Source organism: Enterococcus sp. 4E1_DIV0656 (assembly GCF_002140695.1).
Classification (GTDB): Bacteria; Bacillota; Bacilli; order Lactobacillales; family Enterococcaceae; genus Enterococcus_D; species Enterococcus_D entomosocium.
The window spans coordinates 2,607,255-2,627,006 of sequence record NZ_NGLF01000001.1; the positions used below are offsets into that span (position 1 = coordinate 2,607,255).

The following is a 19,752-nucleotide window of genomic DNA, read 5'->3' on the forward strand; positions in this document are numbered from 1 at the left end:
TAAGACATTTTTTTGATTTCTTGCGATAATAAAAGTGAAGAGGAGGCGGTAGGATGGAGGTCGTATTGATTCGACACGGAGAAAGTGAAGCAAATTTCGAAAATTATTGGACAGGATGGCTGGATGTTTCGCTGACCGAGAAAGGCCGGCAACAAGCATGGGTAGCAGGGGAACAGATCAAAGCAATGGGGATTACTTTTGATTTTGCCTTTGCATCTGTGCTTCAACGAACGATCATCACGTGTGATGCCGTTTTGGAAGCTAGCAATCAGCTTTGGGTCCCTGTACACAAAACATGGCGCTTAAACGAGCGTCATTATGGGCAACTGGTTGGGGTCAATAAAGATGTGATGGTGGCACAATATGGAAAAGAACAGGTGCAAAAATGGCGTCGAGGATATGATGAACCGCCTTTTTATGTGGGGGAAAATGATTTCGATCGACGCTACGATTCTTTGGATCCTCGCTTGATTCCTAAGGGAGAAAATCTGGGAATGGTCGTGGCCCGAGTGGTTCCATTTTGGCAAGATCAGGTGGTTCCGTTACTTAAAGATCATAAGAGTATTCTCATTACTGGTCATGGGAACAGTTTGCGGGCGTTAGTCAAATACTTGGAGGACGTGCCCAAAGATGACATGGATACGATCGATATTCCTAACGCACAGCCGATCATTTATGAGTTTGATAGCCAAGCAAACTTGATTGAACGGGCGTAATAACGAACAATTAAAGAATAAACCACATTTTCGTTTGATGTTACATCGAAAATGTGGTTTTGTTGTGCTATAATAAGAAAAATTTAATGAAAGGCGGGAGAATATGAAAGCCGTATTAACCGTTATTGGAAAAGACAAGGTTGGGATCATCGCCGGTGTCAGCCAGAAATTAGCAGAATTAGAAATCAATATTTTAGATGTGTCCCAAACGATCATGGAAGATTACTTCACGATGATGATGCTTTTAAACATGGATGCCAATCAGGATTTTGACGGTGTTCGTGAGGAGCTTCACCAAATAGGTCAGGCATTAGGTGTGAAAATCAGCATTCAAAATCAAGAGATTTTTGATACCATGCATAAATTATAGGAGGCACTATGGAGACAAATCAAATACTTGAAACCATTCGCATGGTGGAAGAAGAAAACTTAGATATTCGTACGATCACGATGGGGATTTCATTATTGGATTGTATCGACGCCGATATTGATCGTACCTGTGAGAAAATTTTTCAAAAAATTACAACAAAAGCGAAAGATCTTGTCAAAGTCGGCGAAGAGATCGAAAGTGAATATGGCATTCCGATTATTAACAAGCGGATTTCGGTTACCCCTGTAGCGATCGTAGTGGCAGCTTGCCAGCCGACACCCGCAGACTGTATCAAAGTTGCGAAGACCTTGGATCGAGCGGCGCAAGAAGTCGGAGTAAATTTCATCGGCGGCTATAGCGCACTAGTAGAAAAAGGCTATCAAGGCGGCGACCTTGCATTGATCGAATCGATTCCAGAAGCCTTGGCTCAAACCAATTTTGTCTGTTCGTCGGTCAATATTGGATCAACGAAAGCTGGGATCAACATGGATGCAGTACGTCTGATGGGAGAAACAGTCAAGAAGACGGCTGAGGCATCAGATATGGGCTGTGCGAAGCTCGTCGTCTTTGCGAATGCAGTGGAAGACAATCCCTTTATGGCGGGGGCTTTTCATGGGGTCGGTGAAGCTGATGTGGAAATCAACGTCGGTGTCAGCGGACCTGGTGTCGTCAAACGTGCCTTGGAAAAAGTCAAAGGCGAGTCCTTTGATGTCGTGGCGGAAACAGTCAAAAAAACAGCTTTCAAGATCACGCGGATGGGGCAATTGGTCGGGCGCGTGGCTTCAGAGCGCTTGGGCGTTCCATTCGGGATCGTCGATCTTTCGCTGGCGCCAACTCCTGCAGTCGGTGATAGTGTGGCATTGATTTTAGAAGAAATGGGCTTAGAATCTGTCGGTACCCACGGAACGACAGCTGCTTTGGCATTGTTAAATGATGCAGTCAAAAAAGGCGGCGTAATGGCCTGCAACCATGTTGGTGGTCTGTCGGGTGCTTTTATCCCCGTTTCTGAAGATGCAGGAATGATCAAAGCAGTAGAAGCTGGTTTATTGAATTTAGAAAAACTTGAAGCCATGACGGCGATCTGCTCTGTCGGCTTAGATATGATTGCGATTCCGGGAGATACTTCGGCTGAGACGATCGCCGCAATGATCGCGGATGAAGCAGCGATCGGTGTCATCAACCACAAGACGACAGCTGTCCGAATCATTCCAGCGAAAGGCAAAGAAATCGGCGATCGCATCGAGTTTGGTGGGTTATTAGGGACAGCGCCAGTGATGAAAACCAATCCTGCGAAGTCTACTGATTTCATTTTGCGTGGCGGCCGTATTCCCGCACCGATCCATTCATTTAAAAACTAGCTCGTGTTCATTTTGTAAGAAAATATGATAAAGTGACCTTTAAAAGACTAATCAGAATGCTGTCTTTTAAAGGTTTTTTGGTCCTGTTACTATTTTTTTCATTCCTAAGGCGGATGTTTTTTTGTTTGGAATCGAATACAATGAAAGATAACACGATAAAAAGGGGTGGTAAAATGAAGAAAATCTTCCAACTTGGGATGTTGGTTTTTGTTGGTTTGATGGGATTTTTTGTCCTTCAACCATCAATTGCCTTTGGACAGACATTTGTTCGCGATGATGCCGGGGTCCTTTCACAAGAGACGATCGAACAGATCGATGCCTTGAATAAAGAGGGGTTCCAATCATTGACTGGCGCGCCAGAATATGCTGTGATCACGATCCCTTCCTTAGATGGGCAATCGATTGAAGAGCGTAATTTGGAACTGTTCAATGAATATGGTTTAGGAAATCCAGAGGACAATAATGGACTATTGTTTCTCTTTGCCATTGATGATCGTGAATTTCGTCTGGGTTATGGCGATGGACTATCCTATGTCTTCAGTGAGCTATCGGAAGATGATTTAGTGGATGAAGATGCCAAAGACGCATTACGAGATGAAGATTATGATACAGCGATATTGGCAGCTTCTAATGAAGTCTATCAGCGAATGAAAGAAGCGGATGAAACGATTGGATTAGGGACGATTTATCAAGATGGCAATCAAATGTTAGCAGAAAAACAGGCACAAGAAGCAGAAGCCACTAAGCAAATGTGGTTCACTATTGGAAAAATCGTCAGTGGTGTCGTAGCGGCAGCAGCTGCAGGCCTTGTCGGGTTCATCAGTTTTCGCCATCTTAAAACCAAACGGCGATTTGAAGAGCACCTGCCGTTGCCGAAACATCTGTTAGAAGATAGTCACTTCCAACAGAAAGATTTCTTGAAATGGGCTAGCAATAGAAAGAACTATCAGCGTTACCATCAGTATCAGACAGCAAAAGATTGTCAACAAGCATTTACGCAGTATGTGACGAGTACTTACGTGCCAGCGAAATTGAGTTCGATCACCGGATTGTCGACTGCGGATAAACGAGTTATCCAACATGCCTTGACGAATCCAGCAATTGGCTCTTATTTTTCAAACTTGCTGATGAAGAAAAAAACCACGGTCAAACATTTCGGTCAGGTGATCCTTACACAACATGACACCTTAAAAACCTATGAAGCCCAATTAGGCAGGGAAGTGTCTGAACGGATGGCAGACTATGATTTATCTGATGCGGTGTTACCTGAGAATTTGCCTTTAGCAGATGCGTATCGAGCAGAAATAGCTAAGCAAGCCAAAGAAGAGATCAGAAGACGCAATGAGCAGGGGCGTTATTTAGCGCAACTTGTGACGGAAAAAGCGACCTATGCTGAGATGGTACAAGCCATTCCGAAAGAAGTTTCTAATGTTCTAGCGGAAGTGAAAACAGATGCCTTGTTCCAAGTTGACTTGAAACAGGTTTATCAAAATCACCCAGATTTAGCAAACAAATTATCCTCATTTGATGCTTCTGATCGAGCAGCAGTTTTAAATAATGCTCGCCAAGAGTATGACCCGCATGGGATGAATATGGCGTTGTTCTTTGTGATGATGAATAATCACGTGTCCCATCAAGAACAAGTCATTGCCGATACACAAAGTTCTTCGAATGATTTTGGCGGTTTTAGCGGAGGAAGTAGCAGCGGTGGCGGTGTTTCTGGTAGCTGGTAATTTTTTCGTAAGGAGGAACGTTCATTGTTCTGCAATACATTCGCTTGCATGTAGGTTTGTGCAAGCGGAAGGATTGTATAGTCAATGGCGTTTTTTCTTGTGGAGGAAATCCCTTGATAAATAAGACAAACCAAACAAAGTGTGGTAAACTTTTTAGAGTTACAGAAAATGAATGGAACTTTCATTCATTTGAAAAAGGGAGAAAACGAGGGATATCATGTACCAATCTTACATATGGGATTTTGACGGAACACTTTACGACAGCTACCCAATCATGTTAAAAGCTTTTATTAAGACATTGAAGGAGTATGGCTTCGATCCAGATCCAGCGGAGATTTATTATATATTGAAAGATTCATCTTCCAAAAAAGTTGCTGAAAAATACAACTTAGATTTTCAAGAGTTCACTAAAGCATTCAAAGCAAATGAAGCGCTGGATGATCGTTTGCCGCTTTCCTTTGTAGGAACCAAAGAAACATTAGAAGCCGTGGTTGCTGCTGGTGGCAAGAACTACATTTTGACCCACCGCGATGTCGTTTCAACAAAAGAGCTGTTAGAAAAAGAACAGATGGCAGACCTGATCGTTGAGATCGTAGGACCGGAAAACAACTTTCCCCGTAAACCTGATCCAACTTCATTGATTTATCTTGTCGAAAAATATCATTTAGACAAAGATCAGACCGTCATGATCGGCGATCGTACGATGGATGTTTTTGCAGGACAAGGAGCAGGTGTCAAGACGATATTTTATGATATAGAAGGTCTCTTAAAAGATGTATCCGCCGACCATACCGTCCAATCCATGGCTGAAATACAAGAAATCATTAAGTCTTGAGAAATCAAGGCTTTTTTTGTGCAAAGAAAGTAAGACATTCATTACTTATGATGAACGGTATAAACGTGGTTCTCATTGGTCTTCTAGTCTCGGCACAACAAACCAAAAAGAAGTCACGCCATTTTTCGACTCAGCGCCATAATCGAAGGCGTGAGAAGTCAAAATGGTTTTCACGATCGCTAAGCCGATGCCGGTTCCTTCTTTATGTCCTGCTTGATGTTGGACGCGTTGGTATCTTTCCCAAATGAGTTCGAGTTGTTCTGGAGGGATATCTTTTCCGGGATTGATGACAGCAACTTTTGTTCTTGTAGATGTATTCGTTAATTTGATCAAAAGACGCTCGTTTTTAGGTGTATGGTTGATGCCATTGTTTATTAAATTACGCAAAACCTGTTCCATTTTGATGCGATCAAAAAGAGCACTTCCATTCTTACGATCTGCTTCAAAATCGACAGTGATGTCATATTGATTGGCGATCCCTCTTGCGTAGGCAACGACGGAGGAAACCACCTCGTATGTATTCCAGATTTCATTTTTAAGTTGTGTGTAGCCTGCTTGCATGATAGAGAAATCCATGATGTCATCAACCATGGCACTCATACGGTGGGCTTCGCTGATAATTAGTTCCATATGTTCTTTTCGAAGGCGTTCGTCACTTCCAGAAACATCACGTACCATCTCCCCATAACCCGTGATCAACGCGAGGGGGGATCGTAGTTCATGAGAAACATTGGCAATCACTTCTTTTCGCAACACGTCTACTCGCTGAAGTTCTGTGCTTAAGTCCGCAACAGATTCAGAAAGTGTACCTAATTCATCGCCACGGTTTAGTTTGGGTACGGAATAAAGCTCTCCGTTGGTTAAGCGGATGATGGCTTCTTTGATGGTTTTGATCGGGCGAATAAAATGCTGTGCTAAAAAAAAGGAGATCGTTGATGCAAAAATTGTTAATATGATGGTGAATAGAAAGAGTTGCTGTCGATTCATGCTTTGAAGCGCTTCGATTTGAGTGATCGTATTGGAGAGCAAAAGGGCAGCTGGGCGTTGGAAAAGAGTCGTAGGAACGCCAATAAGAATGGCAGAAGACTTTTCAAAGTCTTCTACAGCACTAAGGCTCTCACCGTTAAGGACAGTGGGTGCATGAGATAACAACCAGCTGTATTCGTTGCTCAACCCATCTATGTTTAATTGTTGTCCATTGTTAAATGCCGCCAGAATTTCGCCATACTCGTCGACTAAAAAAAGAGTCCCAACGATCGTTTTACTGAGGAAAAGCAATGGATCTTCTGGTAAATCATCTGGATCTACTGCCATTTCTTCAACAGCGGCAGCTGTTTCTTGAACTGTTTCTAAAAGTGATTCTTTTGTTACATTGATATAATTTGGTTCAAAGAGCAAAATTTGAACAGTCCATAAAAAAGCAATGCCAATGATGACCAGCAGCATATTGGCGGACCAAAGCCGCACGAGTAATTTACTTTTGATGTAAGTAAAACCTAACCGACTAGTCTTCATAATCAAATTTATACCCAACGCCCCAAACCGTTTGGATCAACTCTCGGTAATCCCCTAGACGCTCTCGCAAGGACTTGATGTGTGTATCCACTGTTCTGGTATCACCGAAATAATCGAAGCCCCAGACACCTTCTAAAATTGATTCTCGGCTCAAAGCAATATGATTATTTTTTGTCAAATAGACCAGCAGATCGAATTCTTTTGGCGTAAGCGGCAGAGGATTCCCTTTGATCGTTACAGTATGAGAAAAAACATTGACTTCGAGATCGCCATAAACGATCTTTTCGAACTGAAATTGACTACTTCGTTTCAACACAGCTTTGATGCGAGCCATCAGCTCTTTAGGGCTAAATGGCTTGGCGATGTAATCATCGGCACCAAGATTGAAGCCAAAGAGTTTGTCATACTCTTCCTTTCGAGCGGTAATCATGATGACTGGCGTGTTACAGCTACCTCTGATTTCCGAAAGCGTCTGAAAGCCATCTTTTCCCGGCATCATGACATCTAGGAGAATCAAATCGAATGAATGATTGGTTAATTTTTCCAAAGTTTCTTTTCCATCTGATGCTTCAAAACATAGATACCCTTCGATCTCCGCATAAGTTTTCACTAGGGCACGCATATGAGTGTCATCATCGACAATCAATATTTTTCGCAATTTTATTCACATCCTTAAAAATAATTTATATTTTTTAAAGTATATCACAGCATAATCGCTGAATTAATAGGAAATTGACTCTTTGAAAAATAATTGTTCTTTCCCTCACAAGATCATCACAAATACCCAATACTATAGAGGTATATTCGATCGAAAGGGGCGCTTTGGCGATGTATGACTATCATATAGTCAAAAAGAAAAAAGCGAAGAAAAATCGTAAGCTAGTCGGTCATTGGTTATACATAATCAGTCTTGCGCTTTTTATGGGGTTTTCTGCACGTTTGATTTACATTGTTCAAGTCGGTGTGATTGCTGGCGTCTCTTTGTCTGAAAGAATAGAAAATTTGTATTATAGTTCACGATCCATCGAAACAAGTCGAGGGGCAATTTTTGATCGGCAGGGGACAGTGATCGCACAGGATATTCTTTCCTATACTGTTCGAGCGGTTCTTTCTGAAGATTACATTGATAATGGCCGACCCATGTATTTAGACAGAGAGCGCTTTGAGGAGACCGCAACGATTCTTTCGGAGTATTTACCTATTTCTAACGAGCAAGTTTTGTCTATCTTGACAGACGGTGCGAATCAAATAGACACGCCTGTCTTTCAAGTGGAATTTGGCAATGTTGGCAGTGGTCTAAGTGTGACCACTCGAAATCAAATCGAAGCGGCGTTTGATGCAGCTGGAATCAATGGTATCTATTTCGATGCTCGTTCAAGTCGCAGCTATCCGAATGGCATCTTTTCTTCACATTTGATAGGGACAACGTCAGATGATGATGAAATTCGAGTCGGAGTTTCTGGATTAGAATATGTACTGAACGACTTTTTGAAGAATCAAAATGGGCGAGAGTCTTTTCAAGTCAATGCTTCAGGGAATCCTGTTCCTGCAACCAATCAAATGGTAGAAGAAGGCGTAGATGGGAACGATGTTTGGACGACATTAGATGCTCATCTGCAGTTATTCACTGAATCAGTGATGGATGAGGTTATGGAACAAACACGACCAGAGAATCTGACGGCTTTATTAATGGATGCGAAAACTGGAGAGATTTTAACGATGGCTCAAAGACCTAGTTTTCATCCAGAGACCCAAGAAGGAATTGCGGATGAGCACTTTATTTGGCGTAATCTTTTTACGGAAGAGATGTATGAACCAGGTTCGACCTTGAAGCTGGCAACCGTTGCGGCAGCGATTGATGAAGGTGTTTTTGATCCGACGGAACGCTACAATCCTGTGAGTATGCAGATTGAAGATCGAGTCATCAACGACCACGACTCAGGAGCAAATGGTGAGTTGACGATGCGGCAAGCGTTAGCTTGGTCAAGCAACACTGGGATGGTTCGACTTCAGCAACGGATCGGTTTTGATGCATGGGCGCAGTATTTAACTGATTTTGGACTAGGGAAAGTTACAGGAAGTGAGCTTCCCGGTGAGGTGCCTGGTATCTTACCTTCAAGAAATCGGGTGGATTATGCCATGAGTTCTTATGGCCATGCGATTGGGGTCAATCAGATGCAGATGATGCAGTTATTTAGCGCATTTGCCAATGGTGGCGAGATGATTCGTCCGCAATTGATTCGGCAAGTGGGAGAAGAGACCCAAGTTTTTCCAGAAGTCGTTTCTCAGCCTATTGCACAAACAGCGGCTGATGCTGTATTGGAATACATGACCGATGTAGTGACGGATGAACGCTATGGCACCGCTTATGATGTATACCAACTGACGAACCATGAGATTTCTGTCAAAACTGGGACTGCTCAGATCGCCAATGAGAATGGTCAAGGTTACATGACAGGAGAGTTTGATTATATTTATTCGGCGGTCTCGATCTATCCAACGGATGATCCACAGTTTATTCTTTACCTCACTATCAAGCGACCAGAAGAATACGATCGTCATACCTTAGCTAAAATTGCCAATCCATTGATGGAGCGTTCGATGGCGCTGCAAAGTTTTCGTGAGTAAAAAAGTTTCTTAACAGGAGCTTAAAAAGACATAGACCATCTAAGAAGTTTCATGCTGCAGCTGGTCAATTTTCCACAGGAATGATAGTCTTTAGAAAAGGCAGGACGGTTTATCAGCGATCCAATCTAGGGATGAATGAGTGGATAAACGATCGCGCTACAGCTAACACATAATGATTCATTGACGGAGGTGTCATATGAAAAAAATAAAATTCTTAATCAAAAGCATTTTTCTCATCGGACTTCTTTATTTTGTGAGCCAGATGATTACATGGCAAGACGGGCGCTTGGCATTTCGGGATGCTCGACTCAACGAGATCACTCAATCTCTCTCGTCCCAATTTTCTCCTTCACAAGACACTTCAGCCAGGCCATCGGCAGAAACACCTGCCCAGACATATTTATATAATGAATCACGACAAGTGATCGAAGAAACCTTTGGAGAAGCGATCAATGAATCAGCGAATAGGTATGGACTGAACTGGACTTCCTATCACGATGATTTTCGTAACTTCATGATGGTGATGTACGATGAACATGATATTGCGCAAGGGATCTATACGAATCAAGACACGATTCTTATCGATGACACGCTAGGTATCGGGTCTTCAAAAGCAAGCGTTCGTAATCAGATGGGTACGCGCCAAGAAAGTCTACAACGAGGATCAAGACGGTATCGCATCGATTCTGATGCCGACTATGATCTGTTCTTACAAGACGACCAATTGATTACTTTTTTCTATGATGTTCATGCCGAAGATACAGTGACTGCGATTCAAATCATCAATCGCTCGCTAGAAACACGCCATGCGAATGATTTTCGCCAAAATCAAGCCGCCATTTTAAGCGGCTTACGAACACAGTTATTTGAATTAACGAATGCCACCCGAGTGAAATTTGGTTTGTCGCCCCTTGGATTCAGTGAAGCAACCAGTGAGACTGCCGTCAAGCATAGCCAAGACATGGCAGAACATCGATATTTTGACCATATTGGGTTAGATGGATCGACTCCATTTGATCGGATGCAAGAAGACGGGATCAGCTTCACTGCTGCAGGGGAGAATTTGGCATTTGGCCAAGCCAGCAGTATTTACGCCCATCAAGGTTTAATGAATTCAGAGGGACATCGGGCAACGATTCTAAACGATGAGTATCAATTTCTCGGGATCGGTATTGCGATCGATACCAGCGAACAGCCATATTATACAACGTTGTATCACCGAGGATCGGCGTCGTGAATTCCTGAATTGCTTGAAATTGATTAGTTAAAAAACACTGCTCATTTGAGATTGCTGCGTTAGCAGCATCAAGTGAGCAGTGTTTTTTTGTCGATAAAATGGTGTGCAGCAGTATTGTTTAGTTTTGACGGTAGGCATGAGGAGAGCACTGATACTTCTTTTGAAACAGCTTATAGAAGAATGAGACATTTTTATAGCCGACTTGGTGTGCGATTTGTTCCACAGGCAGAGAAGAGCTTCTCAACAATAAACTGGCTTGATTGAGTTTTAATTCTTGAAGGATCGTCACAAAGGATCGACCAAGCTGCTGACTGATACGGCGACTCAAATAGCTCGGGTTGTATCCAAATGCCTCCGCAACCGAAGCTAGTGTGCAAGTAGCGAAATGTTTCTCCAGATAGTCCAACACTTCTCCGAGGTACAGTTGGTCACTTTTTTGCGACTCGATCCGTTGTTTTTCCTGGAAGTTACGAACGAGTTCGGAAAAAATAATGATCATATAGGAATGGATGACCTCATGAGAACCGAAGGAGGGATTGAAGAACTGGGCCAAGACCCCAAAAATCGCATCAATCAAATAGTCGTTGTTACTCGTTTCAAACACTAGGTATTGATTGTGCTTTTGGCTTTCAGATAACGCATTGATGGCAAAATCGGCGATCATGCTATTGGATGCCAACCGACTGAGCATCTGGGTGGAAAAGTACTCTTTGCTGATCAAAAAGTTAATAACAATGTCGTCTTGATTTGTTTCGATAATTTGGTGGATCACCCCAGTATCTAGTAAGCAAAAGTCACCTGCCTTTAGGATCACTTTTTTCTCATTGATCATGATCGTGACTGTTCCAGAAAAAACATAATTCATTTCGATAAAATCATGCTGATGTAGTGGTGTAGAAGAAAAGCGTGCATGTTTTAAAATCAAGAGCTGGCTTGTCTTAAGAAATCCGCTATCCTGCGGTCGTTTTCGTATGAGACGAGAAAGGTGTTTTTCGAAGGTATATTGGTAAATTGGCTCATTTTTCTCAGTGTAGACTTTCTTGAAATCCTCATAATTGTATGGAAGGGTTTGCGTCTTTTTAAGGGCTATTTCTTCAGTAGTCGTCAATTGTTGTAACTGCTGCAGAATGTTTTCTTTATCCATCGCTTTCTCCTTAGGTAAAAAATAGTCAATGAAATAGTAGAGTATCGTCATTGAAGACAGGTAGAGATAGTATATAATACTTGTATGGTAGCGTTATCAATTATCATAATCCGGATGATAATAATAGTCAATAGTACCAGCAAATTCGAAAGAAATGGGGAATCACCATGAACCACGACAAACTATCATTAGGGGATAAGATCCAAAGTACCCTTGGTCCATTTGCAAGTAAAGTTAATGGGAATATTTATATTACTTCAGTTAGGGATGCAATGTTAGCTTACATGCCATTCACCTTTATTGCGTCGATCTTTTTAATTATTGCTTTTTTTCCGATCCAACAAGTGACCGATTTTATTACTATGGTGTTGCGAACAGAAGATGCTAGTGTCTGGCAAGAGAAATTGCTCTATGTCAACAATGCCACACTCGCAATCGGTGGTTTGCTAGTTGTCATTTCCCTCGCAAAATCACTCGCAGAAAAACTTGAAACAAACGTTTTGCAATGTGTCTTAACTGCTTTTGTTTCCTTTTTACTATTAACACCGTTGGATGCAATGGAAGCAGGGTCTTTTTTAGATATCACCCGCGTTAGCGCGCAATCGATGTTTTTAGCGATTATTGTCGGTATTTTTAGTACAGTTCTTTATAAAAAAATTGAGGGTAAAGGAATCAAAATCAAAATGCCAGCAGCGGTACCACCAGCTGTTTCTGGTCCATTCGAATCGGTGATTCCATCTTTTCTTGTCATCACGACGATTTGGGTCATCCGACTCATCATCGAAGCCTTATTTAACAGTGATGCCATGACGTTGATCAATGGGACCCTTGGGATTCCATTAACTATGTTAGGTGGCTCCCTAGTTGGAATGGTCGTTGTGAAAATTTTCGAGCAATTCCTATGGTTTTTTGGCCTTCATGGAACCTCGATCATTCAAGCAGTGATGGACCCAATCCATCAAGTCCTTGAAGACCAAAATCGTGTGGCATCAGTGGCGGGAGAGATTCCAACGAATATTATCAGTATGAGTTTTCGGAATCATTTTGCTTCGATTGGCGTCGTTGGTGCGATCATTGCTATTTTGATCGTAGCAAAAAGTAAACAGTACAAAGAGGTTGGAAAAATTGCTAGTGTTCCTTATATTTTCAATATCGGTGAACCAGCGTTGTTCGGGATACCGTTGATGTTGAATTTCAGTTTTATCATTCCTTTTGTTTTTGCAAATGCCGTCACAACGATCGTCGCTTACTTTGCTTTTTATTTCGGGCTAGTCCCGATCCCAACTGGGCTTGCGCAAATTCCGTGGACGACTCCGCCGATCATTAGCGGCTATTTTGTCACTGGTAGTATCATGGGCGCATTGTTACAAATCGTCTTGATCGTGATCGCAACGATGATTTGGTTGCCATTTATCAAAGTTGCTGATAAGCAGATCTGTGTTGAAGAAGCACAATAACCCACGAAAGGAGCAGCTTATGAAAGAAACGATAACCATCAACGGAATGACAAAGCCATTAACAGTGGATTTAAATGATCCGATCCTTATTGAATGGTCGATGACCAATCACCAAGGCTACCGATTGCAAATTTTCAATGAACAGCAGCAAGCAGTGTATGACGTTTCCAACATAGCCGCTTCTGAGAATAAAATGGCGGTCCACTTGCCACAGCATCTGCAGCGAAAAAAATATCAAGTCAAATTGACCGCCGGAGCAGGAAACGATGTCACCAGTTACAGTAGTGTGTTTTTCACGATAGCAAAGCGTGAGAAACCTAAAGAAACTATGGGCAAGTGGATCACTCGCTTAGATGATCCTATTAAAAAAGAACGTTTTTACTTTTCAGAAGAGAAAAATAGCTGCTTGTCTCGCTCTTTCACACTGGAAAAGTGTCCTTCCTATGCAGTGATTGATTGCTGCGGGCTTGGTTTTTATCGCTTGTCTGTTAATGGAAAAACGGTATCAGATGTTTATTTAAACAGTGATGTAACGAACTATGATCGAGTCGTCTACTATGATACTTATGAGTTAACTGATTTTTTACAGGAGGGAGACAATCGGATCGAAGTTGAACTTGCGAATGGCTGGTACAACCCTGCTCCGATTGAGATTTTAGGTCGGTATAACATCCGAAAACAACTAGCGATCGGCAAACCCTGTTTCTGGGGGGAGCTTCAGTTAAATGATGGAGGAGAGAATCGCTACATTTACTCAGACAATCAGTGGCAAAGTAGTTTTGGGCCTTATTTGCAAAACAATCTTTATATAGGAGAAATCGTTACCGATGTACCTGATCCTCGTCCAGAAGGAAAAACGGTACAAATTGCTGGACCCGCGGGACGTTTTAAGCCAAGCTTTATTCCAAAAATCAAGCGCACACAATCGATCGTTCCCCAAAAAATGACCGAAACTGCAGCGGGACTGCTCATTGACTTCGGTCAAATCATCAGCGGTCAATTTACTTGTACTCTTGAGGAAGATTTCATTGGTCGGATCAGAATCAGCTATGCAGAAACATTAGACGAGCAAGGCAGCCCTGATTATACGTCTACGATCAGTGGAACTTATGGCGTCTACGATCCCTATGAAGGGAAGCAGCCAGATGATCCTATCGTTCAACGAGACATCATTGAGAAAACGGCAGCGAAGACGTTCGTTTTTGAAAACCGTTACACGTATCATTCCTTTCGCTATGTGTTGATCGAGACGAAACCTGCTGACAACCTTCAAGCGATTGTAGGAGCAATCAAAGCCTATCGCTTGCATACGGATGTGAAATCGTTGGTGACACTTGAAACCTCCGATCCTTTCTTGGATCAGTTATGGGCGGTTGGACAAGCCACGCGGTTGAACAACATCCACTCTTATTTTGAGGACTGCACTCGTGAGCGCTTTGGTTATGGTGGGGACATCGTTGCGTTACTACCAACGCAGATGGCAGATCTGGCGATTGAGCCGTTGTTGGAAAAAGTGTTGTGGGATTTTGCCAACGACCAACGATCGGATGGTGCAATGACTGCAACTGCGCCATTTGTAGGAATCATGACAAATGGTCCATCAAATGGTGGTGGTGCGTTAGGGTGGCAATTGGTAGTTTCAGAGCTTGCTTTGGCCTTGGTGAAGACCTATGGAAAACAAGCAGCGGTTGCCAAGCTGCGTCCACAGTTGGAAAGGCATCTCAACTATTTACTCGCTTTTGATTTTGATTATATCGCCCAGTGCTGTCTCGGCGATTGGGGAGCAATTGATGAAACTCAGCAAAACGGGGTTATTACTTCGCCAGATCAGTCCTTTTGCTCTGCCTGCATGTATCTGCTTTTACTACAGCGTTACCAAGAATTGATCGACTTGAGGATCATTGGTAAAGAGGACTATTGTCAGCGAGTGACAGCAGCGATCCAGTACACGACACTGCAAATCAAACAGAAGTTTTCTAAAGAAAATGAGCAATACGGTGCGGGCACCTTGTCTAGCATGATCTTTGCAATGAAGACAGGACTCAGTGAGAAAAAACGAATATTGCCAAAACTAGTACAACGGATCAAGCAGCAAGAGGGTATTTTCTCTTTCGGCATCTTCGGGATGGCATGGAGTTATCAGTTGCTGGCTGAAGCTGGCTATAATGATATTATTTTTGATTGGTTAACGAGGAAATCTGCGCCTAGTTATGCAGCAATGCTGGCAAGCGGAAATGGCACTTTGATGGAACATTTTCCAACGCCGCAACATTCAGCCACTTACGAGGGTTCGTTGAATCATGCCATGTTTGCTTCTTATGGGTATTGGTTTGTCCGTCATTTATTAGGCATTCAGGTGACAAGCGCTGGGATACTGATACAACCAGCATTCGATGTACCTATAGCCCATGTCAAAGGCTCCTTACAAAGTACGTTTGGATTAGTAGCTTTAAGCTGGGAAAAGACTGATCGTACCGTTCGCTTAACGGTGGAGTTGCCACGAACATGTGGCTATGAAATCAGTCAGATGAAAGGTTTTAGAATAGTCAGTGAGAAAATAGAGGATGAGGGGGGGCATCAGCGGATCTGCTGTTTGTTTGAAAAAGAATAGACAACTAAAAGCAACCAGACAATCTTTATGAAAGTTTGTCTGGTTGTTTTATACACTTTTTTTAATCAAAAGTGACGTTGATTGTGACGATCTCACTGGTTGTACCTAGTCTTAGAAGCGGTCCCTAGGTACCAACACCAGAAGAGACGATGATTTGTTCACCGGATGCTGCTTGTAAGTGACCATAATCGATCTCGTAAAAAGCCTTGGTCACTAAATTAAAAGGGAAAAGCTGTCCATGATGTGTATGTCTAGATAAGATGAGATCCACATCTTGATAGTCAGACAGAGGCGAAGGTTGATGATCCGTGAGGATACCAGGATAGGAAGTCATCTCTGGTGCGACTAAAGCTGACAAGTCTGCTCTTAGCATCGTTCCTTGATAACCAATAGGTGAAAGATCTTTGCGACCAATAAGATAGAAAGCTTCGTCGAGCAAAATTGCTTCATCAGAGAGTATTTCGATTCCTGCTTCCTGGATAAACGATAGCATTTGCAAGAAAGTGGCTCCAGCACCATGATTCCCCAAAATCAAGCAATTGCCATAAGTTGATCATAATTGTTGAAGTGATTCGATGAGTTGATTTGGGTTTGAAATTGCCTGAAGATTGCCATCGGAAAAGTCACCAACAACTAATACGATATCGGGATGAAGCTGGTTGATTCGAGCAACTCTTTCTTGACCATTCACATATCCTAAGTGTAAATCGCTAAACATCACGATCTTTAGTGATTCTAGAGGACTTTTTTGTCAATCTTTACTTTATACGTCGTATGGACAATACGATTTGCCGACACAATCCCATAAATCAAGTAGCTTATGATTAAAACGATCGACCCTATACCAATCAGCGGCTTTCCTTTTTCAGAAATGTTGATCGTTCCTATATTCCCAGATATCCGAATGAGACTGTCAGTGACGAAAAAAATTAGTGATGAGTCACAAATTAGTCCGAGCCAGTACATACCGAAAGTACCAAAGAGACCCCAATTCACTTTTTCGATTAAAAAAGCAGCAATCGTGGTCAATGAACAGAGAAGAAAAAAGAGATGCAGAAAACTGAAGTGCTATAAATACCGATACCTCCAAAAAAAAGTTTAAGTAGGTTAGAAAGACGGTGTACTTGTAGAAACCAATTATAGGTGCGCCTTCTTTAGTAGGGAATCAGTCAACATTTTTCAATGCAGAAACCAAGTCCAGTTTTTTAAGCCGTTGGCTGACAAGAAATGTTGTACTTAACGAACTAAGCCAAACAATCATAGAGGCGATTGCGACATTAATCCAGGTGAAGTGGGCGGTGTATTCAATCGTAATGGTTGAAAAGGTGCTTACATACTGTGAAAGGAACCAACTTCCTGCAGGAATTCCAATCAGCCAGCCAACCATCGTTGTTGCAGCATTTTCAATCATGGTGATTCGGCGAAGTTCTTTTTTTCTAAAGCCAAGGACGCTTAATGTCGTATAGTCACGAGTTCGTTCAACAAAATTTAGCGTCCCTAAATTGTATAGGACAACGATGACTAACAAAACTGCAAAAGCAATGATCATTGTAAAGATCCCTCCTAGACTATCAACAAATTCATACGCATTGTCCATTTGATCTTGTCGCGCAATCGTTGATGTGATTGCAGGATTGCCGGACAATGCTTCAGCAGTTTCCTCGTCTACTAAAAGCGTCTGAGGCAGAAAAGTCCCACCAGCTTCCAGCCAAGTTTTTTTTAACAAATAAGCACCTTGGTTCGTTTCACTAGTTATGATCCCAGATACTTCAAAGCGAAATGAGCTTTCATGAAATGCAGGAAAGACTTCTATTTGATCGCCTTTTTGAATGCCCGCTCTGTTAGCAAAACCTTCTGTTAGATAAATACCGCCAGGAGTGATCAACTCATTGTCAGATGTTTTCATATGAACAAAATCCCCTTGATCAATGATCATCAGTAAGCGATTGTAGCCGTCATCAGGTGCAAAACGGGTAGGCAAAATTTGCACCTCTTGTCCAAAGGATTCTTCCAAAAATGCTGAATCACTAGTATTTATTCGTTGATGATAAGTAAAATCCTCTGTATAAGCTTTGTTAACTAAGTGGTTGATGGATTGCGGCATGCCTAGTCCGGCTGTGATCAGCATCATACCACCAGCAACTCCGATGATCCCCATTAAAACTCTCATTTTGTTAGAAGCAGCATCGCGAAACCCCCATTTGGCTTCATAACTTAACGGGTTCCAGAAGAACGAAAGCTTTTCTAGTAACAAATGGGCACTCTTGCCTTTTGTATTCCCTCTAAGGAAGTCCGCTGGCAGGCCAGTACATGCTTGATCAGAAGCAAAATAAGCAGAAGCCATACAAATGATTAACACGAGCAGACAAACGATTAATGAAAGGGAATTGTAGGAAACTGTCCAGTGTGGGAGAGATAGAATATTCTTTTGCGTTTCTAAAACAAAATGCGAAAGCAAGGGCGCTACTGCCAAGCCAGCGGCGATGCCAAAGCTGCCGATGATCAAGCCGAAGCTAGTGAAATGAAACCCGATTGTTCTATTTGAAAACCCCAACGCTTGAAGGACTGCGATTTCTTTTGTTTGGGTATCAATCAACCGTTTGATCGTTGTATACATTGCAAGAATTGCTAGTAAGATAAACAAGAACGAAAACATAAAGGATAGATTTCGAATTTGAGTGACGCGGCCCAAGGCTTCAGAAACTTCCGTCAAGGTTGCTTGATCATAGTACGCAATATGGCGTTCCCCCATAATCGATTCAATTTCGGTTCTTAAGCGAGAGTTAGTCCCAGAGACTTCGACGACGTTAGGTAAAACGGATGTCTCCAGCATCATTTCTAAAGTCGCTTCTGATAAAATCCCGTAGCCATAGCGTTTCGGGTCGGGGGCAATATACTCTTGTGTACCAGTGAAGAAAAGCTTGTCAGTTGTTAAAATCATCCCTGCTATGGTCAATTCAATTTCGCGACCGTCAACCATAATCCTCAGTGATTGATTTAAGGTAAGATCATTCGCCTGTGCATAGTCGTGATTGATCCAAACAAAGCCAGGGGATTCATGGAATGTAGTACCTTGAACGAAATAAGGCTCTGCGATAGGTTTTCCAAGTGGTGCACTAAGAGTCAAAGTGCGTTCTGTTGATGAGGAAGTCGCTTGATTAGTCAAATCAGAAACTGTAGATTCGTACTGAGAGAATGTCTTTTCTATCCCATCTAGTGCTTGGATTGATTGGATATCGTTTTCAGTAAAGCCAGTACCATAAACCCAAGCATCTGCCAGACCATTTGCATCAATAAAGTTGTCCAGGCTTTTTTCCAAACCGCCCCAAACACCTTGTAACCCAACAAATACAAGGACACTTAGAAACGCCATTAAGAAGACGGAGAAGAATTGCGTCCAATTTCTTTTAAGATCTCTAACCAGTTTTATAGACAGAAATTTCATATCAAGACTCCTTTGTTTTTGCCTTCAGAGGCTTATTTTGTTCAATCGACTTGATTTTTCCGTCATGTAAATGAATAATTTTATCCGCATATTGAGCGAACTCTGCATTATGTGTGACCATCACCACAGCAGTATCCACATTCACCGCAGCTTTTTTTAATAAAAATAATATTTTTTTCCCTGTATGTGAATCTAAAGCGCCAGTTGGTTCGTCGCAAAGTAAGAGTTTTGGGGCTTTTGCCAAAGCACGTGCAATCGATACTCGCTGCATTTCTCCGCCAGATAATTGGTTAGGGAAATTATTTTTTCTATGGGATAACCCTACAGATTCAAGGTAGTGAGAGGCTGGTTCATTATTTGTACTCAGTTGTTGTGCAATGCCGACATTTTCTAAAGCGGTTAAGCTAGGAATCAAGTTGTAGAACTGGAAGACAAAACCGACGACGTCGCGCCGATAATCTGAAAGCTGTTCATCAGAAAGATGAGAGATTTCTTTTTCTCCCATGCGAAACTCTCCTTGGCTTGGACGATCCATACCGCCTAATAGGTTTAAAAGAGTGCTTTTTCCTGAGCCTGATGGTCCTAAAATGATGGTGAATTCACCCTTATTGATCGTGAGGCTCACATCATTTAATGCAATGATTTTACGATTATTTTCACCATAAAATTTATTGATATGTTTCAATTCGATCATTTTGATCCT

The 19,752-nt window shown here is 42.1% G+C and carries 16 protein-coding genes; 9 read left to right on the forward strand and 7 right to left on the reverse strand.

Annotation, left to right across the window (positions count from 1 at the left end; all coding sequences use genetic code 11):
• The first annotated feature begins 53 nt into the window (after nucleotides 1-53).
• The 5 genes from A5882_RS12330 (at nucleotide 54) to A5882_RS12350 (ending at nucleotide 5,012) form a co-directional block, all read left to right on the forward strand.
• The gene (locus A5882_RS12330) at nucleotides 54-716 is read left to right on the forward strand and encodes a 2,3-diphosphoglycerate-dependent phosphoglycerate mutase (protein ID WP_086372846.1); all 663 of its coding nucleotides are present in this window, start codon (nucleotides 54-56) and stop codon (nucleotides 714-716) included.
• A gap of 103 nt (nucleotides 717-819) precedes the next feature.
• Nucleotides 820-1,086: an ACT domain-containing protein gene (locus A5882_RS12335; protein ID WP_005236306.1), complete on the forward strand. Its 267-nt coding sequence runs from the start codon at nucleotides 820-822 to the stop codon at nucleotides 1,084-1,086.
• Between the two features lie 8 nt (nucleotides 1,087-1,094).
• Nucleotides 1,095-2,444 (forward strand): PFL family protein, encoded by a 1,350-nt coding sequence (locus A5882_RS12340; RefSeq protein ID WP_008381372.1) that lies wholly within the window; start codon nucleotides 1,095-1,097, stop codon nucleotides 2,442-2,444.
• A gap of 140 nt (nucleotides 2,445-2,584) precedes the next feature.
• A complete protein-coding gene (locus A5882_RS12345; RefSeq protein ID WP_005236304.1) occupies nucleotides 2,585-4,177 on the forward strand; it encodes a TPM domain-containing protein in 1,593 nt (530 codons plus the stop codon).
• A 217-nt stretch (nucleotides 4,178-4,394) separates the two neighbouring features.
• Entirely contained in the window at nucleotides 4,395-5,012 is a 618-nt protein-coding gene (locus A5882_RS12350) for an HAD-IA family hydrolase (RefSeq protein WP_016613374.1), read from the forward strand.
• A gap of 72 nt (nucleotides 5,013-5,084) precedes the next feature.
• On the opposite strand, the gene A5882_RS12360 is transcribed toward A5882_RS12350, so the two are convergent.
• Entirely contained in the window at nucleotides 5,085-6,527 is a 1,443-nt protein-coding gene (locus A5882_RS12360; protein ID WP_086372847.1) for a HAMP domain-containing sensor histidine kinase, read from the reverse strand.
• Entirely contained in the window at nucleotides 6,517-7,185 is a 669-nt protein-coding gene (locus A5882_RS12365; RefSeq protein WP_086372848.1) for a response regulator transcription factor, read from the reverse strand. Before A5882_RS12365 ends, A5882_RS12360 begins: the two co-directional genes overlap by 11 nt.
• Nucleotides 7,186-7,355: 170 nt before the next feature.
• Between A5882_RS12365 and A5882_RS12370 the strand changes: the two genes are divergently transcribed.
• Nucleotides 7,356-9,155: a penicillin-binding transpeptidase domain-containing protein gene (locus tag A5882_RS12370; protein ID WP_086372849.1), complete on the forward strand. Its 1,800-nt coding sequence runs from the start codon at nucleotides 7,356-7,358 to the stop codon at nucleotides 9,153-9,155.
• A 196-nt stretch (nucleotides 9,156-9,351) separates the two neighbouring features.
• Entirely contained in the window at nucleotides 9,352-10,392 is a 1,041-nt protein-coding gene (locus tag A5882_RS12375) for a CAP-associated domain-containing protein (RefSeq protein WP_008381363.1), read from the forward strand.
• Between the two features lie 118 nt (nucleotides 10,393-10,510).
• On the opposite strand, the gene A5882_RS12380 is transcribed toward A5882_RS12375, so the two are convergent.
• Nucleotides 10,511-11,536: an AraC family transcriptional regulator gene (locus A5882_RS12380; protein ID WP_176462025.1), complete on the reverse strand. Its 1,026-nt coding sequence runs from the start codon at nucleotides 11,534-11,536 to the stop codon at nucleotides 10,511-10,513.
• A gap of 167 nt (nucleotides 11,537-11,703) precedes the next feature.
• Here A5882_RS12380 and A5882_RS12385 point away from each other — a divergent pair, with 167 nt between their 5' ends.
• A complete protein-coding gene (locus tag A5882_RS12385; RefSeq protein WP_086372851.1) occupies nucleotides 11,704-12,993 on the forward strand; it encodes a PTS sugar transporter subunit IIC in 1,290 nt (429 codons plus the stop codon).
• A gap of 19 nt (nucleotides 12,994-13,012) precedes the next feature.
• On the forward strand, nucleotides 13,013-15,604 hold the full coding sequence (locus tag A5882_RS12390; RefSeq protein ID WP_176462026.1) for a family 78 glycoside hydrolase catalytic domain: 2,592 nt from the start codon (nucleotides 13,013-13,015) through the stop codon (nucleotides 15,602-15,604).
• Nucleotides 15,605-15,728: 124 nt separating this feature from the next.
• Here the strand turns inward: A5882_RS12390 and A5882_RS12395 are convergent, their stop codons facing one another.
• The 4 genes from A5882_RS12395 to A5882_RS12405 all read right to left on the reverse strand — a co-directional run bounded on the left by A5882_RS12395 (nucleotide 15,729) and on the right by A5882_RS12405 (nucleotide 19,743).
• Nucleotides 15,729-16,103, reverse strand: coding sequence for a hypothetical protein (locus tag A5882_RS12395; RefSeq protein ID WP_050790971.1), 375 nt, complete (start codon nucleotides 16,101-16,103; stop codon nucleotides 15,729-15,731).
• A 54-nt stretch (nucleotides 16,104-16,157) separates the two neighbouring features.
• The gene (locus tag A5882_RS20255) at nucleotides 16,158-16,322 is read right to left on the reverse strand and encodes a hypothetical protein (protein WP_005236285.1); all 165 of its coding nucleotides are present in this window, start codon (nucleotides 16,320-16,322) and stop codon (nucleotides 16,158-16,160) included.
• A 447-nt stretch (nucleotides 16,323-16,769) separates the two neighbouring features.
• The gene (locus tag A5882_RS12400) at nucleotides 16,770-19,049 is read right to left on the reverse strand and encodes an ABC transporter permease (RefSeq protein ID WP_086299493.1); all 2,280 of its coding nucleotides are present in this window, start codon (nucleotides 19,047-19,049) and stop codon (nucleotides 16,770-16,772) included.
• Between the two features lies 1 nt (nucleotide 19,050).
• Complete coding sequence (locus A5882_RS12405) at nucleotides 19,051-19,743, reverse strand: ABC transporter ATP-binding protein (RefSeq protein ID WP_086299492.1); 693 nt, start codon at nucleotides 19,741-19,743, stop codon at nucleotides 19,051-19,053.
• Between the last annotated feature and the right edge of the window lie 9 nt (nucleotides 19,744-19,752).